The organism is Streptomyces sp. NBC_01214 (genome assembly GCF_026340975.1).
GTDB lineage: Bacteria > Actinomycetota > Actinomycetes > Streptomycetales > Streptomycetaceae > Streptomyces.
Genome location: NZ_JAPEOS010000003.1, coordinates 943,481 through 969,671 on the forward strand (window position 1 = coordinate 943,481; position 26,191 = coordinate 969,671).

General features: G+C 72.3%; 23 protein-coding genes and 2 riboswitches. Of the genes, 8 read left to right on the forward strand and 15 right to left on the reverse strand.

What is annotated here, in order from left to right; translation table 11 throughout:
- Window positions 1–49: 49 nt before the first annotated feature.
- Entirely contained in the window at window positions 50–829 is a 780-nt protein-coding gene (locus tag OG594_RS40600; RefSeq protein ID WP_266607392.1) for an NAD(P)H-dependent oxidoreductase, read from the reverse strand.
- Between the two features lie 138 nt (window positions 830–967).
- Between OG594_RS40600 and OG594_RS40605 the strand changes: the two genes are divergently transcribed.
- Window positions 968–1,915 (forward strand): helix-turn-helix transcriptional regulator, encoded by a 948-nt coding sequence (locus OG594_RS40605; RefSeq protein WP_266607393.1) that lies wholly within the window; start codon window positions 968–970, stop codon window positions 1,913–1,915.
- Between the two features lie 71 nt (window positions 1,916–1,986).
- Here the strand turns inward: OG594_RS40605 and OG594_RS40610 are convergent, their stop codons facing one another.
- Window positions 1,987–2,727 (reverse strand): ferritin-like domain-containing protein, encoded by a 741-nt coding sequence (locus tag OG594_RS40610; RefSeq protein ID WP_266607394.1) that lies wholly within the window; start codon window positions 2,725–2,727, stop codon window positions 1,987–1,989.
- A 313-nt stretch (window positions 2,728–3,040) separates the two neighbouring features.
- Entirely contained in the window at window positions 3,041–4,471 is a 1,431-nt protein-coding gene (locus OG594_RS40615; protein WP_266607395.1) for an amidase, read from the reverse strand.
- 130 nt (window positions 4,472–4,601) lie between these two features.
- Here OG594_RS40615 and OG594_RS40620 point away from each other — a divergent pair, with 130 nt between their 5' ends.
- Entirely contained in the window at window positions 4,602–5,195 is a 594-nt protein-coding gene (locus OG594_RS40620; RefSeq protein WP_266607396.1) for a TetR/AcrR family transcriptional regulator, read from the forward strand.
- A gap of 22 nt (window positions 5,196–5,217) precedes the next feature.
- Here OG594_RS40620 and OG594_RS40625 read toward each other — a convergent pair whose 3' ends face one another.
- Window positions 5,218–6,162, reverse strand: a complete 945-nt coding sequence (locus tag OG594_RS40625) for a 5'-nucleotidase (protein WP_266607397.1) — start codon at window positions 6,160–6,162, stop codon at window positions 5,218–5,220.
- A 150-nt stretch (window positions 6,163–6,312) separates the two neighbouring features.
- On the opposite strand from OG594_RS40625, the gene OG594_RS40630 reads away from it, so the two are divergent.
- Window positions 6,313–7,002: a hypothetical protein gene (locus tag OG594_RS40630; RefSeq protein WP_266607398.1), complete on the forward strand. Its 690-nt coding sequence runs from the start codon at window positions 6,313–6,315 to the stop codon at window positions 7,000–7,002.
- A 66-nt stretch (window positions 7,003–7,068) separates the two neighbouring features.
- Here the strand turns inward: OG594_RS40630 and OG594_RS40635 are convergent, their stop codons facing one another.
- Window positions 7,069–8,013: a LysR family transcriptional regulator gene (locus tag OG594_RS40635; RefSeq protein WP_266607399.1), complete on the reverse strand. Its 945-nt coding sequence runs from the start codon at window positions 8,011–8,013 to the stop codon at window positions 7,069–7,071.
- An 89-nt stretch (window positions 8,014–8,102) separates the two neighbouring features.
- Here OG594_RS40635 and OG594_RS40640 point away from each other — a divergent pair, with 89 nt between their 5' ends.
- Entirely contained in the window at window positions 8,103–9,023 is a 921-nt protein-coding gene (locus OG594_RS40640; protein WP_266607400.1) for a zinc-binding dehydrogenase, read from the forward strand.
- Entirely contained in the window at window positions 9,020–10,018 is a 999-nt protein-coding gene (locus OG594_RS40645) for a S9 family peptidase (RefSeq protein WP_266607401.1), read from the forward strand. The genes OG594_RS40640 and OG594_RS40645 overlap by 4 nt, the downstream gene beginning before the upstream one ends.
- 73 nt (window positions 10,019–10,091) lie before the next feature.
- On the opposite strand, the gene OG594_RS40650 is transcribed toward OG594_RS40645, so the two are convergent.
- On the reverse strand, window positions 10,092–11,459 hold the full coding sequence (locus tag OG594_RS40650; RefSeq protein WP_266607402.1) for a YhgE/Pip domain-containing protein: 1,368 nt from the start codon (window positions 11,457–11,459) through the stop codon (window positions 10,092–10,094).
- Window positions 11,460–11,592: 133 nt separating this feature from the next.
- Between OG594_RS40650 and OG594_RS40655 the strand changes: the two genes are divergently transcribed.
- Together OG594_RS40655 and OG594_RS40660 are read left to right on the forward strand one after the other, a co-directional pair.
- On the forward strand, window positions 11,593–12,276 hold the full coding sequence (locus tag OG594_RS40655) for a MerR family transcriptional regulator (protein WP_266607403.1): 684 nt from the start codon (window positions 11,593–11,595) through the stop codon (window positions 12,274–12,276).
- A gap of 5 nt (window positions 12,277–12,281) precedes the next feature.
- Window positions 12,282–12,605 carry a hypothetical protein gene (locus OG594_RS40660; RefSeq protein WP_266607404.1) on the forward strand — a complete coding sequence of 108 codons (324 nt, stop codon included), beginning with the start codon at window positions 12,282–12,284 and terminating at the stop codon, window positions 12,603–12,605.
- Window positions 12,606–12,665: 60 nt separating this feature from the next.
- Here OG594_RS40660 and OG594_RS40665 read toward each other — a convergent pair whose 3' ends face one another.
- From OG594_RS40665 to OG594_RS40705, 9 genes are all read right to left on the reverse strand, one after another.
- Entirely contained in the window at window positions 12,666–13,499 is an 834-nt protein-coding gene (locus OG594_RS40665; protein ID WP_266607405.1) for an ABC transporter ATP-binding protein, read from the reverse strand.
- Complete coding sequence (locus OG594_RS40670) at window positions 13,496–14,500, reverse strand: iron ABC transporter permease (protein WP_266608821.1); 1,005 nt, start codon at window positions 14,498–14,500, stop codon at window positions 13,496–13,498. Before OG594_RS40670 ends, OG594_RS40665 begins: the two co-directional genes overlap by 4 nt.
- A gap of 86 nt (window positions 14,501–14,586) precedes the next feature.
- Window positions 14,587–15,570, reverse strand: coding sequence for an ABC transporter substrate-binding protein (locus OG594_RS40675; RefSeq protein ID WP_266607406.1), 984 nt, complete (start codon window positions 15,568–15,570; stop codon window positions 14,587–14,589).
- Window positions 15,571–15,668: 98 nt separating this feature from the next.
- Window positions 15,669–16,763 (reverse strand): tRNA (adenosine(37)-N6)-threonylcarbamoyltransferase complex transferase subunit TsaD, encoded by a 1,095-nt coding sequence (tsaD, locus tag OG594_RS40680; RefSeq protein WP_266607407.1) that lies wholly within the window; start codon window positions 16,761–16,763, stop codon window positions 15,669–15,671.
- Window positions 16,764–16,811: 48 nt separating this feature from the next.
- Window positions 16,812–17,624 (reverse strand): ECF transporter S component, encoded by an 813-nt coding sequence (locus tag OG594_RS40685; protein WP_266607408.1) that lies wholly within the window; start codon window positions 17,622–17,624, stop codon window positions 16,812–16,814.
- Entirely contained in the window at window positions 17,621–19,276 is a 1,656-nt protein-coding gene (locus tag OG594_RS40690; protein ID WP_266607409.1) for an ABC transporter ATP-binding protein, read from the reverse strand. Before OG594_RS40690 ends, OG594_RS40685 begins: the two co-directional genes overlap by 4 nt.
- Complete coding sequence (locus OG594_RS40695; protein WP_266607410.1) at window positions 19,273–20,463, reverse strand: energy-coupling factor transporter transmembrane component T; 1,191 nt, start codon at window positions 20,461–20,463, stop codon at window positions 19,273–19,275. The genes OG594_RS40690 and OG594_RS40695 overlap by 4 nt, the downstream gene beginning before the upstream one ends.
- A gap of 4 nt (window positions 20,464–20,467) precedes the next feature.
- Entirely contained in the window at window positions 20,468–21,412 is a 945-nt protein-coding gene (locus OG594_RS40700; protein ID WP_266607411.1) for a hypothetical protein, read from the reverse strand.
- A complete protein-coding gene (locus OG594_RS40705; RefSeq protein WP_266607412.1) occupies window positions 21,409–24,186 on the reverse strand; it encodes a prenyltransferase/squalene oxidase repeat-containing protein in 2,778 nt (925 codons plus the stop codon). Before OG594_RS40705 ends, OG594_RS40700 begins: the two co-directional genes overlap by 4 nt.
- A gap of 133 nt (window positions 24,187–24,319) precedes the next feature.
- A riboswitch (cobalamin riboswitch) is annotated at window positions 24,320–24,389 on the reverse strand.
- Between the two features lie 162 nt (window positions 24,390–24,551).
- Window positions 24,552–24,628: riboswitch (cobalamin riboswitch) on the forward strand.
- A 132-nt stretch (window positions 24,629–24,760) separates the two neighbouring features.
- On the opposite strand from OG594_RS40705, the gene OG594_RS40710 reads away from it, so the two are divergent.
- Complete coding sequence (locus tag OG594_RS40710) at window positions 24,761–26,173, forward strand: hypothetical protein (RefSeq protein WP_266607413.1); 1,413 nt, start codon at window positions 24,761–24,763, stop codon at window positions 26,171–26,173.
- The last annotated feature ends 18 nt before the right edge of the window (window positions 26,174–26,191 follow it).

Below are 26,191 nucleotides of genomic sequence, written 5' to 3' on the forward strand. Positions count from 1 at the left end.
AAGCCGGGCACAGGCACAGGCACAGCGCAGGCACAGCGCAGGCGCAGTCTCAGTCGCGCACGTGCAGCCCGAAACCCGTGCGGCCCGCGGGCTCCAGGCCCTCCTTCAGGTGCAGGGAGGGGATCTCGTAGTCACCGAAGTTCTGCTGCCGGAACGCGATCGGCTCGGTCGACTCCAGGGTGAGCAGGCGCTGCTGCCAGGCCCCGGCGGCGTCCGCGTACTCCTCGGCGGTCATCCGGTCGGTGCCGTGCAGCACGAACGGCGGCAGCACCTCGACGCCCGGGTAGTAGAGGATGCCGTGCTGGAACGGGAACAGCAGGTCCTCGATGGGGCCGTTGATCCCGCGAGCGGAGTAGTGCGACTCCGGGCCGCCGACGGTCACCGACAGCAGGGCCTTCCGGCCCGCGAGGGTGCCTTCGCCGAAGCGCTCGCCGTACTTGGTGTCGCTGTGCTCGCCGACGCCGTAGGCGAAGCGGTAGGTGAACACCCGGTCCACCCAGCCCTTGAGGATCGCGGGCATGGTGTACCACCACAGCGGGAACTGGAAGATGATCGTGTCGGCCCACAGCAGCTTCTCCTGCTCGGCGAGGACGTCGGGGGTGAGCGCCCCGGCGTTGAAGGCCCGGCCCGAATCCAGGGCGACCCTCAGCGGACTCGACGCGTGGGGACCGTAGTCCGCCGCGTCCACGACCGCCTTCCAGTTCATCGCGTACAGATCGCTCACCCGTACCTCGTGCCCGGCGGCCTTCAAGGTGGACACCGCGAGGTCCTTCAGCGAGCTGTTGAGCGACTTCGGCTCCGGGTGGGCGTGGACGATCAGCGTCTTCACGGGAACTCCTTCGGATCGGATGCCTCGATCCTGGACGCGGCGGCGTCCGGCGTTCAGGGGCGCCCCTTCCGTCGGACCGGACTTCCTGGTACCGACAGGACCACCCTCACGCGCGTCACCCGGGCCATACTGGGACGCATGGACGATCTTGCTGGCTTCCTGCGGACCCGGCGCTCCCGGGTCGACCCGGGAGCCGTCGGCATCCCCACCGACAGCCGCCGCAGGGTGGCCGGGCTGCGCCGCGAGGAGGTCGCGCACCTGTCCGGCGTCAGCGTCGACTACTACGTACGCCTGGAGCAGGGCCGCGCGACCCAACCCTCCGAGCAGGTCCTCGACGCGCTCGCCGGCGTCCTCGACCTCGACGAAACCGAACGCGGGCACCTCTACCGGCTTGCCAGGCAGCGGCGCCGCCGGACGAAGGCGCCGGTGAACGGGGTCCCGCCGGCCGGAAGTCGGGGGAGGGTCCGGCCGGAGGTACTGCGCGTCCTCGACCTGGTCGCCGACGCGCCCGCGCTGATCATGGACCACCGCCTGGACGTGCTGGCCGGGAACCGCCTCGCAGGGCTCCTCTACGGCCGGTCGGTGTCGGGCCTGAACACCGCCCGGCACATCTTCCTGGACGAGGCGGAGCGCGGCCTCTACGCGGACTGGGAGACATGCACCCTCGACGTGGTCGGGCACCTGCGTCTGGCCGCCGGCCAACATCCTGAGGACCCCCGACTGGCCTCGCTCATCGGCGAGTTGGCGATGGGCAGTGAGCGCTTCCGTCGCCTCTGGGCCCGCGCGGATGTGCGCGCCCGCACCCACGGGCGCAAGGCCTACCGGCATCCGTTGGTGGGACTGCTGGAACTGCACCAGGAGAACTTCGCGCTACCGGGTGAATCGGGCATGGAGCTGCTGGTGTTGTCCGCGGCCCCGGGCAGTCCCGCCGAGGACGGTCTGCGCCTGCTCGCGGGCCTGGGCGCCGACAGCGGTGCGGAGCGGGTGTCACCGCGCCCAGCGTCCGCCGCGTCCGCCCTGTCGACCCTGCCGGCTCCGTCCACCCCGCCCACACCGGTCCCCGCCTCCACCCGCACTGCGATGTGATGGCCGGCTCGGCTCGGCTCGGCCCGGCCCGGGTGGGTTGGGGTGGGCGGTCGGTCGGTTGGCGGGCCAGGTCAGACGCCGGCGCCCGCTCGTGCCGGCTCGGGAACGGGGCCGTCCGACATCGCGCGGGCCATCCACGCGGAGGAGCGCAGGGTCTGCGCGACGAAGGCGCCGCGGCCCACCCCGAGGGTGCGCAGGGCCGGACCGTGGTCCATCGCGACCAGGCCGGCGGCGCCGACCAGCAGTCCGCGCCACCCGGCCGTCACCGCCCGGCGGGCGGGCCGGGGCAGTCCGGCGAGCCCCTCCCGCAGGCGCAGGCAGTGGAAGGGGACGTGCCGCTCCTCGTCCGCCAGGATCCGGCCCGCGACCTCGATGGTCAGGGGGTCGGTGGCGCCGTCGCGCAGGGCCCGGTAGTACCCCAGGGCCACCACCTCGGCGACCATCAGCACCAGCAGTTCCACCCGTAGTCCGAGGAGCCGCCGGAACCGGACGAAGGCCGCGTCGCTCCAGTGCCCGTCGAGCGTGCCGGCCCCGCCGGCCGCCAGCAGCAGCTTCAGCATCCGCGCGTGGTTCTGTTCCTCGGCGATGAAGAGCCGGACCGCCTCGGAGTAGACCGGGTCGCCGGCGAGGTCGGCCTTGCCGGAGAGTGCGGAGCCGTCGCCGTCCTCGCCGACCTGGAACTTCTGGATGCTACGGACGATTTCGGCCGGCAACTGCGCACCCTTCCCCCAGTCGGGGTCGCCCAGGGCCGCCCGGCGCTCCCGCTCGGCCTCGAACTCGCTCACCCATGCCCCGTACTCACTTTTGATCATGTTCAATAATCTAGCCATTGTTGATCGCGTTCAAAAGTGTCGGAATGTCATGGCCGAGTAACAGAACCACGCGGACCGGCGGTCGCCCGCGACAGCCGGCCGGCCGGGTTCGGCCGGCGCGCTTCGCCGTCACCTTCAGGACTTCCGCCTGCGTGATCACCAGCGCGGGCGGCGGCGCGACCGACGGCTTCGCCGCCGCCGTCGCAGTGGCGGACGGGCCGCCGCTTCAACTCCCGCCGGCGCGCTCTGCGGTCCCGGCCGCCACCAGCGTCACGGCCACTCCGACAGCGGCCCCCCGTCTCGGCCCGGGAGCTCAGCCGGACCGGCCGCCCGTCCGCGGGTCGACCGGGGTGAGGACGCCGAGCCGGTCCTCGATCGCCTGGGCCGCCCCCAGGCACAGGTCCTCCCGGAACGCCCGCCCGACGATCTGGACTCCGCAGGGGAGCCCGTCGGCCGTCCCGGTCGGCACGGCCACACCGGGTACGCCCACGAAGCTGGTCACGGTGCACAGGCGCATCCCCGATCCGACCCGGTCCCTGCCCGGCCTGTCACGCGACTCCAGTCCCGGTTCGACCGGCGGCTCGGTGAAGACGGGGCCGAGCAGTAGCGGGTACTCGTGGAGGAACTCGGCCCATGAGCGGCGGATGCTCAACCAACTGCCCATCAACTTCATCAAGGCGTCCGCGCTCGCGGGCGGGGTCCGTTCCATCGCCATCTCGATGTAGCGGTCCCCGCCCTTGCCGAGCAGCTTGCGCACCACCGGCCAGCTCGGGGCGAACTCGGTCACGGTGATCCGGCCGTAGGCGTCGAGGGCTTCGTCCAGCCGCGGTACGTCCCCCACCTCGCGCACGTCGTACCCGGCGTCGCGGAGCGCGTCGGCCGCCGTAGCGACGGCTCCGCGAACCGTCGGGTGGACGCCGTGCCCGCCCGGGTCCGCCACGACCGCGACCTTCACGGGGCCGGGGAGCGGTTCGCCGTAGGCGGGTACCGGCACGGCGCGCGGGTCTCGCGGATCGGTTCCGGCCAGCACCTCGTAAGCGAGCCTCAGATCGCCCACGCTCCGGGCCAGCGGGCCGTCGGTGACCAACATCTGGGAGGCGGGGCCGGGGTCGTCCGGGCCGAGGACGCGGTGGTCGGCGGGGAACCGGCCCGTGGACGGCTTCAGGCCGGCCACGCCGCAGAACTGGGCCGGGATGCGCACCGAACCGCCGGAGTCGTTGCCGAGCCCGAGCGTCGCCATGCCCGTGGCCACGGCCACCGCATCGCCCCCGCTGGAGCCGCCCGGCGTCCGGCTGCTGTCCCACGGGTTGACCGTGTCGCCGAACAGCTCGCTGCGGGTGTGCATCCCCGCCAGGATCAGGGTGGGGATGTTGCTGTGCCCGATGGGGACGGCGCCAGCCGCGCGCAGCCGGGCCACCGGCGGTGCGTCGGCGGACGCGACCAGATCGCGGAAGCGCTCCGTGCCGAACGTGGTCGGCACGCCTTCGACGGCGGTGCTCTCCTTCACCGTGAAGGGCACGCCCGCGAGCGGCCCCAGCGCTTCACCGGCGGCCCGCCGGCGGTCCAGCTGCGCCGCGGCCTCGCGAGCGCGCTCCGCGAGGAGCTGCGTGACCGCGTTCACCTGCGGGTTGACCTCGGCGATGCGATCGAGGTGACTGTCGATCAGTTCGACCGCCGAGACCTCCGCCGTGCGCACGGCCTCCGCCTGCGCGGCGGCCGTCATCTTCCATAGGGCGTCCTGCACGGCTCCACCTTCCGTGTCCACGTACCGATGCGCTTGCATCGGAAACGAATCGTACCCCTGGATTCGATACGACCGCATCGAATAAACTGCGCTGCGAAGCGGAGCACTGGGGACCAGGGAGGCGACGGGCATGCCCCGACAGGTGGATCACGAGAGCCGGCGCCGTCTCATCGCCGAGGCCGTCTGCCATCTCGCCGACGAGCGAGGGCTGGAGGGCGTGACCCTGCGCGACGTCGCCGCCCGCGCGCAGGTGTCGATGGGAGCCGTCCAGCGGTGCTTCCGCACCAAGGAAGAGATGCTCGTGTTCGCTCTCGGGCACATCGGCGAGCGGATCGACGAGCGCGTACGGGCCCGCCTGGTCCGGAGCCCGGCCCAGTCGGGCGGCACCGCCCTGGGACACGCGGCCGCCGAGATCTCACTGCTCCGGGAGGAGCACCGCGCCGAGGCCAGGGTCTGGCTCGCCTTCGTCGCGCAGGCAGCCGTCAGCGAGGTGCTGGCAAGGACGCTGAGGGCGAACTACGCGGCCCTGCACGAGGCGTTCACCCGCCTCATCGCCGAAGCCCGTGAGGGCTCCGACCGTGCGGCGCCGCTCGATCCGCAACGCGAGGCCCGCACGCTCCTCGCCCTGGCGGACGGCCTCACCACGCACGTCCTCATCGGCCACCTCACCCCGCACGAGGCACACGACGTCCTCGATGCGCACCTGGCCGGCCTCTGGGGGTGACCGCGTCGGCGCCGGCGATCGCTCAGACCGTCCCGGCAGGGGGCGCGTTGACCGCCCCGAAGGGTACGTGGACGCTCGGAGTGCCCGGTGCGGTGCCGTTGAGATTGGCGACCTGGTCGTCGAAGAAGAGGTGCGGGTCGAGGGCCTTCAGGACCGCGGCCTTGTCGATGCCGCCGAGGAAGAAGGCGTCGTTGACCCGCAGCCCCCACTGCTTGAGGCTCAGCAGGGCCCGTTCGTGAGCGGGGGCGTCCCGAGCGGTGACCAGCGATACGCGCAGGCGGGGCCGGTACGCGGAGTCCTTGCGCCGCCGCTCCTCCTCCAGGCGCTGGACGCGGTTGATGCCGGCCAGGAAGTCCCGCAGCGGTCCCGGATCGTGAGGGGTGGTGGCATGGCCGACCTCGTACGCGCGGAACTCGTCGATGCCACCCCTCTGGTAGACCTGCTCGGCCGCGTCGCTCGCCACCACTCCGTCAAAGTCGAACGCGATGCGGAGTTCGGGGTCGCTCTCGTCGTCGATCCGCCCCGTCTTGAGGACGTGCCCCGCGGGCAGCCCGGCCGCGACCGCGTCCCGAACGTCAGGTCCGTCGGCCGAAAGGAACAGCGACATGTTGAGCGCCGGCATGAACTGGTGCGAGGGACGGCCCTGCCGGAAGACCGCGCGGCTGATCGGGAGGCCGTGCGCCCTGATCGAACGCATCAGACGCATCCCGGTGTCAGGATCGTTGCGGGAGAGGATGATGACCTCGACCAGGGGGTCGGCCTGATCCGCCAGGTCGTTCAACGACAGCAGGCGTCTGACGAAGGGGAACGCCACCCCTTTGGCCAGTAGTTCGTCGAGATGGGCCTCCTGGTAGCTCCGGTAGGCGTCCTCGCCCCGCTCCCGGAACACCGCGTCGCAGTCGGTCAGGTCGAACAGGGCGCTGGAGGCGACCCCCACCACCAGGCGATCGGACAGGTCGTACCTCATGGCGCCCCCCTGCCTGCACACGTGCAACGTCGGGATGCTTATCACCCTTGGGCGCAGGCCGGAAACGCCTCCCGGTCCACCGTCAGCGTGCCTGGCGGTCGCGGATAGTGTCGGTGGCCGGATGCGAGGACTGGGGAGTACGAGGTGGGGATGAAGATCCATCGTCCGGGGCGGCCGGAGGACCTTCCGGAAGCGGGCGCGTTGTGGGCGCGCTGGGCCGCGCTCGCCGTGGCCACCTGGAACGCCGAGGAGGAGAAGGAGCGCTTCCGGTACGGGTACTGGTTCGACGGCAGCGACGCGCTGCGCTATGACGACGGCGCGTGCAGCCGGTGGGCGTTGATCCGGGCCCATGGCGGGCGCGCCGTTCTCTTCGGGCAGGACGATTCCAGCAAGGTCGCGCGGTACGAGCCGCCGATCGATCTCCTCGCCGGGGCGCCCGGGTGGGTGCGCGATGAACGGGTGCACGGCCTTCTGGAGCAGGGAAGGGTCGAGTGCGTCTACTGGTTCGAGGACGGTTCCTGGCACCGTGCGCCGTACCCCGACGACCTCCACGATGACGGACTCGACTGCGGGATCGGCCATCTGACCTCGCGTGAGCTCGCCGTCGACGCGATCTGTGCGCTGTTCGAGTTCGACGAAGACTGCGAAGGCGCCGTGGAGGCCTGCGAGCAGTTCTTCGAGCATGCGGAGCGGGGCACGGTCACCGACGAGGTGGTGCGCTGCTTCGCCGACGAGGTCTTCCGGATCCAGACCGAGTACGAACTGCTGTGGCCCAAGGTGCCGGTCGCCCGTTCGGAGACGGACCTCGCCGCGATGACGGCGCTCGCCCGCCGGCGGTGACGCCGCGGCGGGCGGGCAGCCGGCGTACGGCTCACGGGCCCCGGGGCGTTGTCCGCTTCGACGGGGTCATCCTCGTGCGGGGGCGGGACCGCTCGCGGGTGGTTCGGGCAGCCAGTCGCGCGTCGGGTCGTACTCCAGCCATCGGCTCCGCCCCGCTTCTTCGGCGCAGGTGGCGGCGAGGCCGTTCAGCGCAGGGTGTCCGTTTCCGGACCGCCACAGCAGCGACCAGGCGTACAGCGGCGTGGGATCGATCAGGGGGACCGAGCGCAGTCCGGGAACCTGTGGCAGGGGCACATCGGCAGGCACCAGGGAGAAGCATCGCGGCTCCTGTGCCACCTCGGCGAGGAAGTGGGGGAGCCCGAGGTTGACGCCCGTGGCCTTGTTGCGGATGCCGAACCGATCGGCGAACCGGTGGAGGAAGTCGAACCGGTCCAGCACGCCGGGTACCCACAGCACGCTGCCCCGCAACTGGTCCGGCCGTAGGGCCGGTTCGGTTGCGAGCGGATGGTCCGCGCTCAGTACGGCGTCCACCGGTTCGAGGCGGACGAGGCGGTGTGTCAGCCCGGCGGGCAGCGGGGGGTGGACTCGGCCGAAGGCCGCGTCGATGTCGCCGTGCAGCAGTGCGGTCGTCACCGACGACAGATCGCGCCCGTGCCCCAATGCCAGTTCCCCGGCTCGTCCGGCAACCTGGGCCAGCGTCCGCATCGGCGCGTAGAGGTGCCCCCAGACGTCCACGCGCAGCGGACGTTCCTTCCCGGACACCGCCGCGACCGCGGCGTCGGCGGCGGCCAGGGTCTGCCGGGCCGGCGCGAGAAAGCGCCGTCCGGCCTCAGCGAGGCTCACGCCGTTGCCGTCGCGCCGGAACAGCTCGGTGCCGAGCAGGGATTCCAGCCGTGCGATCCGCTTGGACAGTGCTTGCTGGGAGATCGCGAGCGTGCCGGCCGCCCGACCGAAGTGCAGTTCCTCGGCGGCGCGCACGAAGGCACGTACCTGCGCCAAGTCGAGATCCATGGCTTCCACCCTAGGTGACAACCAGAAGTTGTCGGCCTTGCCCGTTCGTTGTTGGATCGCGGGGCGGCCTCGGGGGTTACATCTCCTCCATGCAAAGACTGATTCCCACGGGAGAAGCGGCGCGCCCGGTCGCCTTCGCCGAAGTCTCCCAGCCCGTGCCGGAGCCCGGTGAGGCACTGATCAAAGTCGAGGCGTTCGCCCCGAACCGGGGCGAGACGTTCCTCCTCGAACGCCCCCGACCCGAGCTGCTGCCCGGCAAGGACATCGCAGGGCTCGTCGTGCAGGCGGCGGCCGACGGCTCCGGCCCCGGCATCGGCACCCGCGTGGTCGGGCACCCGGCGCAGGGCGGCTGGGCCGAGTACGCCGCCGTGCCCACGCACTCGCTCGCGGTTCTCCCGGACAGCATCGACAGCGCACGGGCGGCGGCCCTGCCCCTGGCCGGGATCACGGCCCTGCGGCTGCTGCGTACGGCCGGTTCGCTGGCCGGCCGACGGGTGCTGCTGACCGGCGCCTCGGGGGGCGTCGGCCACTACGTCACCGAGCTCGCCGTGGGTGCCGGAGCCGAGCTGACCGCAGTGACGGCGACGCCGGTGCGCGGCGCGCGGCTCGCGGAACTGGGCGCGCAGGTGGTGCACGATGTCGCGGCGGCCGAGGGGCCGTTCGATGTCGTGTTGGAGTCCACGGGTGGGCCGGACCTGGCACTCGCCCTGTCGAAGGCCCGCCCGGGCGGCCTGCTCGTCTGGTTCGGCCAGGCGAGCCGCACCCCGGTGTCCCTGGACTTCTTCCAACTCCTGGGCGGGCCCGAGCGCGTCACGATCCAGCACTTCCACTACGCGGGCGCCCCGTACGGCTCCGATCTCTCGGCGCTGGTGAGCCTCGTGGAACAGGGTCGGTTGCATCCGGAGATCGGCCGCATCGCCGACTGGGCACGGACCGCCGAAACCCTGGTCGACCTGCGCGAGCGCCGGATACGCGGCAAGGCCGTCCTGCTGATCGGAGGAGCACGATGAGCGCCGTCGAATTCGCTGCCGCCCAGTGGACCCGGGCCACCGGTGCGGGCGTGGACCCGCACGAGTACCGGCGCGTCACCGACGGCCTGAGCTCGGTAGCCGGCTGGGGGCCGGCCTTCCTGCGCACCGGACACGGCTACCTCCGGCGCGCGCAGGGCGCGGGATCGCCCCGCTCCGCGGGCGAGTACCTGTTGACGGCGGCCCGGTGGTTCCACCTGGCCACGCTGGCGCCGTACCCGGAAGCACATAGCGCCGCCGCCGAGGCGGATCACGCCTTGAGCAGGGCTCTCACCGTGTTGGAGTCCGGTGCACGGCGGGTGAGCGGGGAGGGATTCACCGGCTGGCTGCGCGGCCCCTCCCACGCGCCGGGGACCGTGGTCGTCGTCCCCGGCCTGGACTCGGCCAAGGAGGAGTTCCTCGACCTCGTCTCCGCGCTGCTGGCCAGAGGACTGGCGGTGTTCGCGATGGACGGGCCCGGACAAGGTGCGCTCGCGGCCACCACGACGTTCGTGCCGGACTACGAGCGGATCGTGGGCCGGGCCATCGACGCCCTTGGCGCCGCACGCATCGGGCTCGTCGGCATGAGCTTGGGCGGCTACTTCGCGGCCCGGACCGCGGCGCTGGAACCGCGGGTGGCGGCCGTCGCCACCGTCAGCGGTCCCTTCCGCCTGGACTGGGAGGAACTACCGCCGCCAGTACGGGACATCATGGCCCGACGCGCCGGAGGAGGCGGCGCTGCACGCGAGTTCGTACGCCACGTGGACCTCGCCGCCCTGGCACCTCGCATCGCGGCCCCGCTGCTGGTCGTGGACGGCGGCCAGGACGTCATCCCCGGCGTGACGAACGGCGAGTCCCTGGCCCGCCTGGCACCGCACGGCACCTACCTGTCCGTTCCGCACGGCGACCACCTCCTCGGTAACGCGCGACCAGATTGGCTGCCCCACCTCGGCGACCACCTCACGCACGCCCTGACGGGAACACCAGTGGCACGTTGACGCCGGAATCCCAGGGACCGATCACCCGATCGGATCGACGACGGCGCCCGCGCGCCAGGTCGACTCAGCCCACTCAGGCCGTGGCCGGAGCAGGGGTCTCGGGGGACTTCGGGGGCTCAGGGGTTTCGGCGGGGGCCCCGGCGCCGGCTTCGGTGTCGGCTTCGGTGTCGGGGTGGGGGATGCGGTGCAGCCCCTTGCGGTCGTAGAGGCGGGCGACGGCGAAGCCGAACAGCAGGGCGGCGACGAGGGCGACACCCATCGAGCCCCAGGCCCGGGTCAGGCCCGCGTCGGCCTGGGCCCCGTAGTAGAGGAGGGACCGCAGCCCCTCGGTGACCTGGCGCAGCGGCTCGAACTCGGCGAGGGCGCGGAAGAACCCGGGGAGTGCCTGGACCGGCACGGTGGCGCCGGAGGAGGGTACGGCCATCGCCACGAAGACGATGGTGGCCAGGAGCATGCCGGGCGTGCCGAAGGCGGCGAACAGGGCCAGGCTTCCGATGCCGACCACCGCGATGGTGGCGACCGAGTAGAGCCACAGCAGGCCGAGGTGGGAGGCGTCCATGTCGAGGATGCCGACCGTGGCGACCTCGACCAGGGTGCCCATCACCAGGGACAGGCCGAGCATGAGCGCGATGCCGATGGCCAGGGTGCGGACGCGGCTGGTGTGCTGTACGGGTTCGCGCTTGCGGATCGGGCCGAAATCGGTGTGCAGGTAGCCGAGCGCCGTGTCGACCTGGGAGTTGACCACGTTGGCGCCGAGCATGCCGCAGACGACCAGGACCAGCGCGTAGTAGAAGGCGCTCAGGCCCATGGCGCTGCGCGCGCCGACCGGGTGGCCGTCGGCGACCGTCACGGTCACCGGGTCGGCCAGCTTGAGCTGGGCGGCCGTCGGCAGCGGGGTCTTCTGGGCGGCGGCCTGCTTGAGGAGCTCCTGGCCGAGCTGGGCCGAGGCGGCGTGGGCGGCCTTCTGGGCGGCCTGGGAGGACATGGAGGAGCCGATGCTGCCGGCCGCCTGGTTGGTCAGCACGGTCATGGTCGGCGGGGCGGCCTTGCCCTGGGGCGCGGGCTGCGGGGCGGTGAGCCCGGCCACCGTGGCGGAGTAGTCGGCGGGTATGACGAGGGCGCCGAAGACCTTGCCCCGGCCCAGCCGCTTGTCGGCCTCCTCGCGGCTGACGACCTGCCAGTCGATGCTCTTGTCGCCCTGGGCGGCCTTCTGGATGCCGGAGACGACCTGCTCGCCCAGGTTGACGGGGCGGCCGCCGATCTCCGCGCCGGCGTCGCTGTTGACCAGGGCCACGGGCAGGTCGCGCAGGTTGCCCCGGGGGTTGACGTTGCCGCCCACGTAGAGCAGGGCGAACAGCATCGAGACCACTGCGGCGATGAGTCCCGTTCCGATCCACAGTGCGGGTCGGCGGAGCACGGAGGGGGGCGTGGGATGAGGCATCGATTCTCCGGTGCGGCTGCGTTCCTAGGGTTGGATACTTATGGTATCCAGTTACTGGATAGTGGCAGTATCTTGCTGTGGTGTCCAATCGCCGATGCCGGATACCGGACCGCATGACCAGCAGGGAAGCCGTATGAAAATCTCGGAGCTCAGCCGGCGGACCGGCGTGCCGGTCGCCAGCATCAAGTACTTCCTGCGGCAGGGACTGCTGCCCGCAGGGCGGGCGACGGCTGCGACCCTGGCCGAGTACGGGGAGGAGCACGCGCAGCGGTTGCGGCTGATCAAGGCGCTGACCACGCTCGGCGGCCTGTCCATCGCCGCCACCCGCGAGGTGCTCGGGGCCGTCGACCAGGCCCACAGCTCCGAGAGCGCCCTCGGCGCGGTCAGCTACGCGCTCCCGGTGCCGGTGGCGGCCCAGGGCGCCGCGGGCCCCGGGGAGGAGGCCGGGGCCGACGCGACCGCCGGTGCCGAGGTGGCCGAGCTGCTCACGGCGCTGGACTGGCAGGCCCCCGGTACCTCACCGCACGTGAAGGGGCTGACGGCGGCGCTGGAGGAGCTGCGCCGGCTGGACGCCCAGTACGCCCCGGGAGAACTCGCCGCCTACGCGAGGCTGGCCGAGTCCGTGGCCCGCCTGGACCTGGAGCGGGCGGCCGGCCTGGACGACCCGGTGGCCCTGGCCGAGCGGGCCGTCATCGTCTTCGCGATCTGCGCCCCGGTGTTCGAGCTGCTGCGCCGCCTCGCCCAGGAGGACCAGGTCCGGCGCCGGGTCGCGGGCGCCGCCCGGGCCGGTGGCGGTGGGGACGCGGCGCCGCGGTAGCGCTCGTGGGCAGGCCGGGCAGGCCGGGCGGGACGCTGCCCGCAGCCGCCGACGGCATTGCGGCCCGCTCATCATCAACGTCCGCCATCATCAACGTCCGCGTCACCCAGGAACCGCCGCCGGTCTGCACGATCGCGCCCGCCCCCGTCGCCACCGCCGACCGCTCCTACGGTGACCTCCCCGTGCCAGCCGGCCTGCCCGGCATCGGCACCGGAGCGCCGACCACGACCAACCCCCTCCACGAGGCTCGCCGACCGCCCCGACGCGACCACACCGGTGGGCGCACCGGCCCCCGCCGGCTGCGAACGCTGGCCGAGCCCGGCTCCTGACCAGCACCCTCCGGGATCCGCACGCGGTCCGCCCGCCGCCCCGCGGCGGGCGGACCGTGCTCACGGAGCGTGCCCGCGTTCCACGGGCCGACCGTCACGGCGGACTTCGGGGACCACGGTGACCTGCGGGATCCCGGAGCCCGGATGCCGGGACACCTCCGCCTCGACGCGGTAGACCTCGGCCAGCAGGTCCCGGGTGAGGACCTCCTGCGGTGTTCCGGTCGCGACCACTCGGCCGCCGTCCAGCACGCAGATCCGGTCACAGAAGGACGCGGCGAGGTTGAGGTCGTGCAGGGCGATCACCGCGGTGACCCCGACCCTGCGGACGAGTCGGAGCGCATCGAGCTGATGGCGCAGGTCCAGGTGGTTCGTCGGCTCGTCCAGCACCATCGTCCCGGTGCGCTGGGCGAGCGCGCGGGCGATCAGCACCCGCTGCTTCTCCCCGCCCGAGAGGCGGTCGAACGGCGCGTGCGCCAAGGCAGCGACATCGAGCTCCTCCAACGAGCCCGTGATGATCTCGCGGTCATGGGCGTCGTCGCCCGCGAAGGCGCGTTTGTGCGGGGTGCGTCCCATCGCCACCACTTCGTAGACGCTGAGTTCGAAGTCGCCCGCGGTCTCCTGCAGCACGGCCGAGAGGCGCTGCGCGAGCCGCTTGCCGGGCATCCGCCACACGTCCTCGCCGTCCAGCAGGACGCGTCCGGACGTGGGGCGCAGCACCCGGTAGAACGTGCGCAACAGCGTCGACTTGCCCGCGCCGTTGGGGCCTACGAGCGCCAGCACCTCCCCGGGTGCCACGTGCAGGGAGACGCGGTCGACCAGGGTCCGGCCGTTCACCACGACCGTGACGTCCTCGGCGTCGAGCGCGCCGGGCTCGGGGATCGGTCCGTCGGTCATCGCGCCGCCTTCCGTCGCATCAGCCAGAGGAAGAACGGGCCGCCGACGAGGGCGGTCAGGATGCCGACGGGTATCTCCTCCGGGCTCATGAGCGTGCGCGCGCCCAGGTCGGCGGCGATCAGGAAGCTCGCGCCGAGGAGGGCGGCGGCGGGCAGCGCGCGGCGGTGGTCGGCGCCCACCAGGAGGCGTACGACGTGCGGCAGGATCAGCCCGACGAAGCCGATCTGGCCGCTGACCGCGACGATGGTGCCGATCATCAGGGCGACCAGGACGAACAGGGCGCCGCGGAAGCGGTGGACGTCCAGCCCCAGCGCCGCGGCGGCTTCCTCCCCGGCCAGCAACAGGTTGAGGGACCGGCACACCCCGAGCAGGACGGCCGTGCCGAGGAGCACGGCACCGACGGGGATCCACACCGTCGTCCAGGTGGTGCCGGCCAGCCCGCCGAGCATCCAGCGCAAGGCCGATTGCGTCTTCTGCGGGTCGTTGGAGGTGACGATCAGGAAGCTGGCCACGGCGGAGAGGACCTCGGCCATGGCCACACCCGCCAGCACCAGCCGCACGGTGGTCATCCGCCCGCCCGAGCGCGCCAGGAAGTACACCGCGACCAGCGCGGCGAGGGCTCCGCAGAACGCCGCCACGGGCAGGGAGAACATCCCGAACAGGGTCACGTGGAAGACGAGGACCAGCACTGCGCCGACCGACGCGCCGGACGAGACCCCGAGCAGCATCGGGTCGGCGAGCGGATTGCGGACCAGGGCCTGCAGCGCCATGCCCGACACGGACAGGCCCGCACCCACCACGCCGGCCAGCAGCACCCGGGGGAGCCGGACGTCGACGACGATCGTCTCGCGGACCGGCGTCCAGGTCGGTTCGGCGAGGACCGGGTGGATCCGGTGGAGCAGGATCCCCCAGACCTGGCCGGCCGGGACGTTGATCGAACCGATCGCGATACCGGCCGTCGCGATGGCGGCGAGCAGGATGCCCAGGGCCACGAGCAGCAGGGGGTAGGGAACGGCTCGGCGGCGGGCCGCGGCCGCCGGGGCGCTCCCCGGAGCGAGGAGCGCCCGGCCCGCGTCCGTCGTCTCGGTCACCGGAAGCGGTCCGGGTGGATCTGGTGGGCCAGTGACTCCACGGCCGCCGGGACGCGGACACCGAGCACGGTCGACGAGAGCGGAAGCACCGCGAACCGCTCGTTCTTGATCGCGGGTACGTCCTTCAGCGCCGGGTTCGCGAGGAGGAACTTCTTCTTGTCCTCGACGGTCTGGTCGCCGTAGTCGTAGATGACGATGACCTCGGGCGCACGCTCGGCCACCTGCTCGAACGACACGTCTCCGAAGGCCTTGTCCACGTCGGCGAAGAGGTTGGCCCCGCCGGCCCGCTTGATCAGCTCGTTGCCGATGCCCTTGCCGCCCGCGGTGAAGGCGGTCTTGTCGCCGCTGTCGTAGACGAAGAGCTTGGTCGGGGCGACACCGGCCAGTTTGCCGTCGACCCGGTCGAGGGTGCCGTGCAGTGCGTCCACCTGCTGCTCGGCCCGGTCCGGTACGCCGAAGATCTTGGCGACGGTGCGGATCTCCTCGTCGATGGTGGCCATGGTCACCGGCCCGGCCGGGCACTCCTCGATGTTGAGGTGGGTGTTGATCCCGGCCTTGGTGAAGGCCGGACGGCCACGGCCCTCCTTCTCGGCGAAGGTGGAGCCGAACCCGCCGTAGACGAAGTCCGGTTCGGCGGCCAGCAGGGCCTCGAAGGACGGGTACTCCTTCGACAGCACCTTCACCGAGTCGAAGGCGGCCTGGTACTCCGGCAGGATCTTGTCGTCGAGGTAGCCCGTGCCCACCATCGACTTCTCCAGCCCGAGCGCCAACATGACCTCCGTGGCGTGCTGGTTCAGGGACACCGCGCGCTGCGGCGGGCGCTGATAGGTGCTCTCCACCCCGCAGTTGGACACGGTGACGGGGAACCCTTCGACCCCTGGCCCGGATGCGGCGGTGCGGTCCTGGGCCTTGCCGCAGGCCGGGACGAGCAGTGCGGCGGCCACGGCCAGCAGCGCGGACAGCGGGCGTATGCCCCTCATGTGGTGTTTCCTCTCAACGGTTCTGTCGGATGGTCGCGTGCCGAACGCACCCGTCGGCAGCGGACCGGTCGGGGTCGCGGGGCGGTGGTGGGGGTCCGTCAGGAGACCTTGACCAACGGGGCGGGGAGCGGGGTCAGGGAGGCGTACTCCAGCGGTGCGGACGGGTCGACGGACACGTTCAGCGGGGCCGGCTGCGCCCCGGAGCGGACGAGCAGGTCACCGACGGCCGCGATCATGGCGCCGTTGTCCGTGCACAGGGTCATGGGCGGAACGCGCAGTTCGATGCCGGCCGAGGCGCATCGGCGTTCCGCGAGGGCCCTGACCCGCGAGTTCGCTGCCACGCCGCCGACCACGACCAGCGTCTTCACGTCGTAGTCGCGGCAGGCGGCCAGCGCCTTGCGGGTCAGTACGTCCGCGACCGCCTCTTGCAGTGCGGCGGCCCCGTCGGCCACCGGCGGCTCCTCGCCGCGCTGCCGGTGCTTCTCGGCCCAGCGCGCCGCGGCCGTCTTCAGGCCGGAGAAGGAGAAGGCGTACGGGTCGTCCCCGGGCCGGGTCAGCGGGCGCGGGAAGGCCACGGCCTTCGGGTCGCCGTCGCGGGCGGCCCGGTCGATGGCGGGACCGCCCGGATACGGCAGGCCCAGGATCCGGGCGACCTTGTCGAAGCACTCGCCCGCCGCGTCGTCGAGGGTGTCCCCGAGGTGCAGGATCGGCTCGCGGACCAGGTCCCGGACCAGCAGGAGCGAGGTGTGGCCGCCGGAGACGATCAGCACCACGCAGGGGTCGGGCAACGGTCCGTGCTCGAGGGTGTCGGCGGCGACGTGCCCGGCCAGGTGGTGGACGCCGTACAGCGGCACCCCGGCCGCGTACGCCAGCGTCTTCGCGCCGGCCAGGCCCACCTGCAGCGCGCCCGACAGGCCGGGTCCGGTGGTGACGGCGACCGCGTCGATCTGCTTCAGCCGCAGTCCGGCCCGGTCCAGGGCCTGCCGGACGACCGGGTTGAAGGAGTGCAGGTGCGCGCGGGCGGCGATCTCGGGCACGACGCCGCCGAAACGGGCGTGCTCGTCCATGCTCGACGCCACCACGTGTGCGAGCAGCTTGCCGTCCTGCACGATTCCCGCGCCGGTCTCGTCGCACGACGACTCGATCCCCAGCACCACTGGTCCGCTCACTGCTCTCCACCTTCTTTTGCTCATCTTATGCAACTGCAATCTATATGCAATAAAGGGAGGGTGTGGATCCGGTCAGGGGCGTGCGCCGGTCCGGAAGTGGACCGGGGCCTGGAAGCGGGCCTTGCGGGCCGCGCGGCGGAAGGTGGTCAGGACGGCCGGTCCCGCGAGGGTGATGCAGATGAAGTTGGTGACGGCGCGGCCCGTGTCCCAGCCCAGGGACGTGGCGAGGTCGAAGGCGAGGTAGCGCTGGAACTGCTCGGTGAAGGGGAGGCCGGGCAGGTACGCGATGGAGCTGTTGGGGTCGAGGGAGAAGGGCCAGAAGGAGAGGTTGAGGAGGAAGCCGAAGAGGTAGCCGGAGACGGAGCCGTAGAGGGCGAGCACGGCGATCTCGCGGCGGCCCGAGGCCTTCGGGAGGAAGCCGGCGAGCATGCCGACGAAGGCGCAGCCGAACATCTGGTACGGCATCCAGGGCCCGACCCCGCCCGTGATGAGGGCGGAGGCGAACAGCGAGGTGCAGCCCAGGGTGAAACCGAAGCCCGGACCGTAGACCCGGCCGGCCAGGACGAGGATGAAGAACACCGTCTCGATGCCGGCCGTACCCGCGCCCAGCGGGCGGATCGCCGCGTTGACGGCGGACAGCACCCCCAGCATGGCCAGGGCCTTGGAGTTGATCCCGCCCTCCGCGATCTCGGAGATCACCACGCACAGCACGATCACGAGCAGGACGCCGAAGATCAGCGGAGGGGCGTAGTTCGAGCCGAACTTCCCGGGCGCGACGAGGAACGGCCAGAAGAACGCGACGACCCCGAGGAACGCGGCCATGGCGATGACGATGCCGGCCCGCGCGTTGATGCGGATCGCTGCCGTGCGTGCGGCGGTGCTCATGAGGCCCGGTCCGTCTCGTCGTCGGGGAGGGCGGAGGCCACTTGGGCGACCGTGAGGTAGGGGAGCGGGGCGAGGATCTTCGCGGTCTGCGGCGCGAAGACGGGGGAGGCGACGATGATTTCGCCGGTCGGGCCGTCCGCGACGATGTCGCCCTCGGCCATGACCACGACGCGGTCGGCGGCGCGGGCGACGAACTCGACGTCGTGGGTGGAGATGACGACGGCGCGGCCCTCGGCCGCCAGATCGTCGACGATGCGGATCAGCTCCGCCTTGGCGCGGTAGTCGAGGCCGCGGGTGGGTTCGTCGAGGAGCAGCACCTTGGGCGCGGCGGACAGTTGGATGGCGAGGACGAGCGCGAGCTTCTGCCCCTCGGACAGGTCGCGGGGATGGGTGGCGTCGTCGATCCCGGGCGCGAGGCGGTCGAGGATCTCGCGCGCCGCGGGGGCGTCCGCGCCGACCTCGGACTCGGAGTCGGCCTGGTCGAGTTCCTGCTTCACGCTCTCCAGGTACAGCAGGTCGGTGGGCGTCTGCGGGACCAGGCCGACGAGGCGCCGGGCCTCGGCGGCGGACAGCTTCTGCGGGTCGGCGTCCTTGCCCCCGTCGGCGGCGGGGATGGACACCGTGCCGGCCTTGCGGGGGCCGGAGCCCTGGAGCGCCCACAGGAGGGAGGACTTGCCGGAGCCGTTGCGGCCCATCAGTGCGGTGATTTCGCCGCCCCGCAGGTGCAGGGCGACCTCGCGGACGGCCGGGACGCCCTGATAGGTCACCGTCACCCCGCGGGCCTTCAACAGCTCGACCGGGTCGGCGGCGGGACCGGGCCGTACCGGTGAGGGCGTCGTGCCGGCGAGCCGGGTCCGTACGGGCGCGGCCGCGCGGCGGGCGTCGCGGATCGAGAGGGGGAGCGGGTCCCAGCCGGCGGCACGGCCGAGTTCCACGATGGGCGGCGCGATGGACGACGTACGGAAGACCTCGGCGGGCGGGCCGCAGACGACGCGCCCGTCGCCCGGGAGGTGGATGACGCGGTCGGCGTACTGGACCACGCGCTCCAGACGGTGCTCGGCGAGCAGGACCGTGACGCCGAGGTCGTGCACCAGACGGGTGACGGCGGCCAGCACCTCCTCCGCGGCCGTCGGGTCCAGCGCGGAGGTCGGCTCGTCGAGGACCAGGATCCGGGGGTGGGCGGTGAGCACCGAGCCGATGGCGACGCGCTGCTGCTGGCCGCCCGAGAGCTCGTGCAGGGCGCGGTGGCGGAGGTCGGCGAGGCCGAGGAGGTCGAGGGTCTCCTCGACGCGCTTGCGCATGGTGGCCGGCGGGATCGCCAACTGTTCCATGGCGTAGGCGAGTTCCTCCTCCACGGTGTCGGTGACGAAGCCGTCGAGCGGGTCCTGTCCCACGACGCCCACGACATCGGCGAGTTCGCGGGGCGGGTGCTCGGCGGTGTCCCGGCCGTCGACGAGGACGCGTCCGTAGAGGGTGCCGCCGGTGAAGTGTGGGACGAGTCCGTTGACCGCGCCGAGGAGGGTGGACTTGCCGACGCCGGTGTGGCCGACGACGAGGCAGAGTTCGCCCTCCTCGACGGTGAGGTCGACGTCGCGCAGGACCGGTTCGGCCGTGTCCTCGTACTGGACGGTGACCTGGTCGAAGTGGATCACTTGGGTTCCTCGGTGCGTGGTGCCGGGACCGCCGGGCGGGCGGGAACGGTCGGGGGCGGAGCAAGGAAGCCGGCCGTGCCGGCGAGCAGGATCGCCGCGGCCGGGACCAGCGGCAGGGTCGGCCAGCTGAGGGGGTAGATGGAGGGGTTGAGCTCGGCCGCGTTGAAGCCGACGTTCGTGAAGAGCAGGACGGCGGAGAGGATCCCACAGCCTGCGACGGCCCATTCGGCGAAGTGCCAGGGGTCGGGCCGGTAGGTGGTGCGCGTGATGCGGCGGCCGCCGAGGCGCAGTCCCGCGAAGCACAGCACTGCTCCGGCGCCCATCGCGGGCAGGCCGAGCAGCTTCGGGGCGGTGGCGTCGAGGAGCCCGTAGGCCCCGGCGCACAGGCCGCACATGCCGAGCAGCATCAGGGCTCCGGTCAGCCGGCGGGAGCGGCGGGTGGCGGTTCCGGCGCGCCCGTAGCCGCGGGAGTCCATGGCGGCGGCGAGCCGCAGGGACCGTTCCAGGGCGTCTTCGAGGACGGGGACGATGATGCCGCGCAGGGCGCGCAGGCCCTTCGTACGGCCGGCCCGCAGGCGCCTCGCCCGGTGGACGCGCTGGACGCTCGACACCAGTTGGGGTGCGACGCTGATGGACACCGTGACGGCGACCCCGAGTTCGTAGAGGGCGCCGGGCAGGACGCGCAGGGCCCGCTTGGGGTTGGCGAGGGTGTTGGCGGCGCCGATGCAGCACAGCATGCAGGCGAGCCGCAGTCCGTCGGTGGCGGCCGAGAGCAGGGCTTCGAGGGAGACGGGTCCGCCGAGCTGGATGCCCGCGTACCAATCGGGGGTGGGGATGTGGGGGAGGGAGAAGAGGAAGTGGTCGCGGGGCGTGATGCCGGTGGCGAAGATCGCACGGAAGGTCACCCGGATCGCGACGACGGTGAGCGCGAGGTAGAGGTAGTACTTGAAGCCGCGGGCCCAGGGGGCCTCGGTACGGCGCATGGTGATGACGTAGCCGAGGACCGCGAGGACGAGGAAGAGCAGCAGCGGATTGTTGGTGCGGCTCACCGCGGTGGCCAGGGCCAGCGCCCAGATCCACCAGGCGACCGGGTGCAGGGTACGGGGCAGACGGCGCCCGCCCGCGTCCGGCGAGAGGCCGGACGCGGGCGGCTTGGCCGCGGTTGCCGTAGGGGCGGTACGCGACACGCGGCTACTCCGTACGGCGGCGGCGCTTGGCCGCGAAGACGGCGGCGGCACCGATCAGCAGCACCAGCGCTCCGGTGGCGACGGCGGGCAGGTACGACCCGACGTCGTGCTTCGCGTCGGCGGCGGGAGCCGCCTCGACGACCTGGGGGCCGGGCGCGGCCACAGCCGGCGCGCTGGACGAAGGTGGCGCGGAGGGCGTGGGCGAGACGCTTTCGGAGGGGCTCGCCGAGGCCGAGGAGCTTGCCGACGCCGAGGGGCTCGCCGAGGCCGTGGGGCTGGGCGCCGTGGTCGTCGGCGGGGCGGCCGGGGGCGGGTTCTCCGGCTTGGGGCCGGTTTTGACGTTCGGCGGCAGCGGGGCCGCCGTGCGGGTGTCCTTGGGCGCGGGGCCGCCGGTCGGCTTGGTGTTCTTGGCGCGCAGCTGGTCGGGGGTGACCGTGGGCTTCCCCTCGGTGCCCTCGATGTTCGTCCCGCCGAAGATCCACAGGTCGACGCTGCCGGGCTTCGGCTTGTAGAGCATGGCGCCGAGCTGGCTGTACTCCCAGGTGTTCTGGCCGGGGTTCGCGTGCCAGTACGACCAGTAGGCGGAGGCGGGCGGGGTCAGGACGCAGTCGTCCTGCTGCGGGGTCGGGAACTGCTTGCCGCCCTGGTGGCCGCTGTAGCCGATCCGGCAGATGAAGGCGGGCCCGTCGTGGCCGGTGCCGGTCGTGGCCCAGCCGCCCTGGTTGAGCAGCTCGTAGCCGGTGGTGGGGGTCGTACCGCAGGAGCGGTAGACGGGTCCGCCCCAGCGGCTGAAGTCCACCGCGAGCACGACGCCCGAGGAGGTGGTGCACTGCCCCATGGGCTGCGGGGCGGCCCCCGCCGGGGCCGCGGTGGCGGCGAAGGCCGCCACCGTCAGCCCCAGCGCGGCAGCGGTACGGGACAGGGCCCGTAGTGCGCGGTTGCGGTTCATGCTCCACTTCCCGTCCGGCGGCGGCGCTTCGCGGCGCGGGTGATGCCCCAACCGCCGACGGTCAAGACCAGCGCGACGGCGGCGAGCGTGCCGACCCGGGCGCCCGTGGAGGCGAGGGGACCGCTGGCCGATCCGGAGCCACCGGCAGAACCCGCGCCGCCGTCGCTCTCGCCCGGCGTCACGATGACCGGCGAGCCGTTGCCGCCGGAGGTGCCTCCGGAGGTGCCCGCAGAGGTACCTCCGGACGTGCTGGGGATGGGCTCGGGGGTGGTGCCGCTGAGGTCGCCGGTCAGCAGGCCGAAGGAGATGCCGGTGGCGCCGCCGACCGCCTGGGTGGACGCGCGGAGGTCGGAACCGGGCTGGCCGCCCTTGGTGACGTTGAAGCCGCCGTCGCCGTTCTGCTGGCTCGCCAGGAACGTGCGGGCCTTGGCGATCTGGGCGCCGTACTTGGGCGCGTCCAGCGACAGCCCCTGGATGGCGAGGGCGGCGGAGTTGACGGAGTTCCCGGAGGCGCCCTGGAATCCGCCGTCCTCCTTCTGCTGCGCCGCGAGCCAGGCCAGCGCCTTGTCCACGGAAGCCTGCGAGGCGGCGTCGGGCAGCAGGTCCACGGTCATGGCGGCCATGGCGGTGGAGTCGACCTCGGTCGTGCTGGGCTCACCGATCAGGCTGACCCAGCCCCCGGAGGGGTCCTGGAGGCTCTTGAGGTACGCGATCGGCTCGGCTGCGGCGGCCGTCTCGCCGGCGCGGACCTGCGCCATGACGCCGAGCGACTGCTTGAAGACGGAGGTGGCGTAGGCGTAGTTGCCCTTGGCCGCACACTCCTGGCGGGTCGAGGTCTTGGCCCGGCAGGTGATCTTGGCGAGGGCGGCGATCAGGTCCTGTCCCCCGAAGTTGCGGGGGTCGCGGCCCACGGCCTCGGCGAGTACGGCGGTCTTGCCGATGGCGCCGCCGCTCGCGTACTTCGTGCCGATGAGGGTCCAGTCGTGGATGCCGCGCTTCTGGCCGTCCTTGCCGCCCTTGTCCATGAAATCGACGATGTTGCGCAGGGCGGCGTTGTTCCCGCCGGTGGCGGCGAGGGCATACGCGCCGTCGATGGTCATGCCGTAATCGGCGAAGCCCGTGCCGGGCTGGCTCTCGTAGAAACGGCCCTGGATCAGTTGGGACGGGGCGGTCAGGTACGCGACGCCCTTCTTCGCGTCGGGTCCCTCACCGGCCGGCGGCGTGGGCGTGGTCGGGGGTTCGGCCGGCTTGGCGGTCACGGAGGCGAGATCGCTGCCGGCGCCCGCGAGAGCGGCGGTCGCGGTGGGGTGCACCCTTGAATCGGTGTCGTCCTCCGCGAAGCCGAATCCGCCCTTGGCGAGCTGGTGCTCGGAGAGCCAGGAGACGCCGGCGTCCGCGAACGCCTCGTCGCCGAGGGCACGCAGCGCCTGCGCGGCCCAGGCGGTGGCGGTCGGGTTGCCGGTCGTCTCGTAGGAGACGGCGGGCCACGCGCCGGTCGCCAACTGGGACCTCTTCAGGTACCCGCGGGCCTTCTGGAGCACCGCTTCGTGGCCGCCGGCCCGTTCCAGGGCCAGGGCGATCAGGCCGGTGGCGCCCGCTTCGCTCTCGCACCCCCCCTCGGTTCCGGGCCGGATGAGGACGCTGGTGAATCCGCCGTCCTCGCACTGGAGGACGGTCAGCCGGGCCACGGAGCCGGCCGGGGGCGTCACACCGGCGTTGACCAGGGCGATGACGGCCATGGCCTGGGCGTCGGCCTGTCCCGTCGTACGGAAGTCGCCCTTGGTGAAGCAGCCTTCGACCGTCTCGCCGTCGCCGATGTCGCGGGGGCAGGCGTACTTCACGAGGTCGCCGAGCAGGTCGTGCCCGCCGAACGCGCGGGGGTCCTTGCCGGTGGCCTCGGCGACCAGCGCGAGCCGGGCCGCGGCGGTGGCGTCCGGGATGCCGTCCTTGCCGGCCGGGTAGGCGTAGGCGTCGGTCTGTGCGGGCGTCGCGAGGAAGTCGGCGATCTTCTTCGCCACCGGGCTCTTGCGGTCGGCCGCCGTGAGGGCGAACACGGCCTCCGTGGTGAGGAAGTGGTTCGGGGTCGTGGAGCCTTCGTCGACGACGCGGTCCCCTTCCGCCAGTATCCCGGTGACCCACCGGGTGGTCGCGGGTACGTCGACCGAACCGGCGGGCACCTTGGGCGGGGCCGTCGGCACGGTCGGGTCGGGGGTGGTGAACCCCCGGATGTCGTCGGGGGAGAAGGACGGCTTGCCCTTGGTGCCGGCAAGGTCGGTACCGCCGTAGACCCAGGCCTCCACATCGCCGGGCTTCGGGGTCCGGGCCATGGCTCCCAGCTGGCTGTAGGACCACTTCCGCTGTCCGGGCGAAGCAGTCCAGTACGACCAGTAGGCCGTGGCCTGCGGCGTGTGGACGCAGTTCTCCTTGTCCGGCGTGGGGTATTGCGTACCGGTGCCCTTGCCTATGCGGCAGATGAAGGCCGGGCCGTCGTGGACGGTGCCCTCCATCGTGAAGCCGCCGGTCTGCAGCAGCTCGTAGCCGGTCGTCGGCGTGGTGTCGCAGCCACGTTCGACCTTCCCGCCGAAAGGCCCGAAGTCGACCGCGACGACGGCGCCGGTGGTGGCCGTGCACTGCTCGATCGGATCGGCGTTCGCGGACGAAGGGTCCGTGAGGAAGGCCGCTCCCGCGCCGAGCGTCAGGAAGCCCGCGGTCACGAGCGAGAGCAATCGCCGCCTCGTCCCCGACTGCCGTTCCGCCTGTTGTTCGGTCCCCACCGCGGCCCTCGTCTCTGCCGGGCGGCTGCGTACGTGGCGATGCACCCCCGCACGGCCCTGTTGCCGTGGAGAGAGGCTGCGACGACCACACCGCAATCCGCGACGGCGCTCTTCGTACTGTGACCCAGTCCCAGGCATTCCGGCTCACCCGGGCTGACCGGGCCTACGGTTGCGGGTCAGCGCCGGAATTCGACCGGCTTCCCCTGGTACTGAGCAGTTATCAGCCGGAGTGCAACACGGATTCCGACGCAGCGTCAAGGTGGCACAAGTCTCAGCGGACCAACCCGGACGGATGCGGTCGGCGTCACGGACCGGGTGGCTGGCGGTCCCTTGATCACTCGGGTAGCGTCCAGGGCTGCCACATGGGGGAATCCGGTGCGATGCCGGAGCTGACGCGCAGCGGTGTGGGGGCGGCGAGGGCCGTTTCCGAGCCCGAATGCCCAAACGGCGATGCAGCACAGCAGCCGTACCACGCGTTCCGGACGGCGGCCCCCGGCCCTGCCAGGCCGTACGCCCGTACGGTGATCGCGAGGTGCCCGGGAAGGCCGGCGTCCGCCGATTCCAGGAGCAGGCCATGTCCCGTCCCCGTACCTCCCGCCGCCTCGCGCTCACGGTGCCCGCCACGCTCGGCGCCTTCGCCCTCACCGCGCTGCCCGCCTTCGCGACCTCGTCGCCCGCGCAGATCGCCACGTCCAAGACGAACGGCGTCGCCTACCTCAAGTCGCTCCAGGCGGCCGACGGTTCGTACGCCGGCTCCGGTCTGTCCAACGAGTGGGCGTTCAGTACCTTCGCCGCCGCCGGCACCGCGGTCGTCGACGTCGCCCCGGGCGGGGACACGACGAAGAACGCCCGCACCGTCTACCGGAACCTGCTGTCCACGGCGGGCTGGCCGTCGGCCTCCCCGGTGGTCACCGACTACGAGCGCGGCACCCTGAACGCGTACGCCGCCGGCATCGACCCGGCCCGCGTGTCGGCCTCGCGCAACCTCATCGCGAACGTCTACTCCTACTGGCAGACCGCCGAGGCGGGCTACTTCGGCCCCTCCGGAAACTTCAACGGCACGATCTTCGCGGGCCTTTCGCTGGGCGGCGCCAAGACCCAGGCGGGCGGCGCCCGCGTTCCGCAGGCGCTGACCGACTCGATGGTCACCCGCATCCGTGCCAACCAGCACGTCGACGGCGGCTGGACCTACAACAAGGCCGAGGGCAACCCCACCGTCCTCAACTCCGCGAGCGACGTCGACATGACCGGCGCCGCGATGGCCGCGCTCTGCGTCTCCGGCGTCCCCAACACCGACGCCGACGTCGTCCAGGCCAAGAACTTCCTCAAGGGCAAGCTCGTCGCCAACTCCGGTGCATTCAGCTCCATGTACGGGGTCAACACCAGCTCCAACGGCTGGGGTGTCGCGGGCCTCAACGCCTGTGGCATCAACCCGCAGACCGGCGACTTCCTCACCGCCAACGGCAAGACCCCGATCGACTTCCTGATAGCCAACCAGTACAACCCGGCGGGCGGCTTCAAGTACAAGCCCTCCGACACCGTCCCCTCCGCCTACTCCTCCATCGACGCCCTGCGCGCCGTCGCGGGCGGCGGCTTCACCACGGCCCCGCCCGTCCCGGTCACCCCCGGCGCCCCGCAGTGGGTCGCCCAGCCCACCTTCACCGCCGGTACGGCCACCAAGCTGGCGCTGACCGTCGACGACGGCGCCGGCAACCTCAAGGTCTGCTCGGTGGCCTTCACCCCGACCGGCACGACGACCACCCTCGGCGACGTCCTGAACGCGGCCACCACCGGGGCGACTCCGGCCGGTTGCGTCACGAGCGTGACCCCTTCGTCGGGCACGGGCACCGTCACGGCCGTCAACGGCAAGGCCAACAGCGGCTCCAACACCTGGAAGGTCAGCGTCGACGGCTCCGCGTTCGCCGGCGCGGTCCGCAGCAAGGTCATCAACCTGGGCGACACCATTGCCCTGCGCTGGGGCGTCTGAGCAGCGAAACCCGGTGGG

Bases quoted from the DNA above. Each gene is read 5' to 3' on its own strand.
- OG594_RS40605 (WP_266607393.1), top strand. From the start codon at position 968: ATGGACGATCTTGCTGGCTTCCTGCGGACCCGGCGCTCCCGGGTCGAC.
- OG594_RS40610 (WP_266607394.1), bottom strand. From the start codon at position 2,727: ATGATCAAAAGTGAGTACGGGGCATGGGTGAGCGAGTTCGAGGCCGAG.
- OG594_RS40620 (WP_266607396.1), top strand. From the start codon at position 4,602: ATGCCCCGACAGGTGGATCACGAGAGCCGGCGCCGTCTCATCGCCGAG.
- OG594_RS40625 (WP_266607397.1), bottom strand. From the start codon at position 6,162: ATGAGGTACGACCTGTCCGATCGCCTGGTGGTGGGGGTCGCCTCCAGC.
- OG594_RS40630 (WP_266607398.1), top strand. From the start codon at position 6,313: ATGAAGATCCATCGTCCGGGGCGGCCGGAGGACCTTCCGGAAGCGGGC.
- OG594_RS40635 (WP_266607399.1), bottom strand. From the start codon at position 8,013: ATGGATCTCGACTTGGCGCAGGTACGTGCCTTCGTGCGCGCCGCCGAG.
- OG594_RS40640 (WP_266607400.1), top strand. From the start codon at position 8,103: ATGCAAAGACTGATTCCCACGGGAGAAGCGGCGCGCCCGGTCGCCTTC.
- OG594_RS40645 (WP_266607401.1), top strand. From the start codon at position 9,020: ATGAGCGCCGTCGAATTCGCTGCCGCCCAGTGGACCCGGGCCACCGGT.
- OG594_RS40650 (WP_266607402.1), bottom strand. From the start codon at position 11,459: ATGCCTCATCCCACGCCCCCCTCCGTGCTCCGCCGACCCGCACTGTGG.
- OG594_RS40655 (WP_266607403.1), top strand. From the start codon at position 11,593: ATGAAAATCTCGGAGCTCAGCCGGCGGACCGGCGTGCCGGTCGCCAGC.
- OG594_RS40665 (WP_266607405.1), bottom strand. From the start codon at position 13,499: ATGACCGACGGACCGATCCCCGAGCCCGGCGCGCTCGACGCCGAGGAC.
- OG594_RS40675 (WP_266607406.1), bottom strand. From the start codon at position 15,570: ATGAGGGGCATACGCCCGCTGTCCGCGCTGCTGGCCGTGGCCGCCGCA.
- tsaD (WP_266607407.1), bottom strand. From the start codon at position 16,763: ATGAGCAAAAGAAGGTGGAGAGCAGTGAGCGGACCAGTGGTGCTGGGG.
- OG594_RS40685 (WP_266607408.1), bottom strand. From the start codon at position 17,624: ATGAGCACCGCCGCACGCACGGCAGCGATCCGCATCAACGCGCGGGCC.
- OG594_RS40700 (WP_266607411.1), bottom strand. From the start codon at position 21,412: ATGAACCGCAACCGCGCACTACGGGCCCTGTCCCGTACCGCTGCCGCG.
- OG594_RS40710 (WP_266607413.1), top strand. From the start codon at position 24,761: ATGTCCCGTCCCCGTACCTCCCGCCGCCTCGCGCTCACGGTGCCCGCC.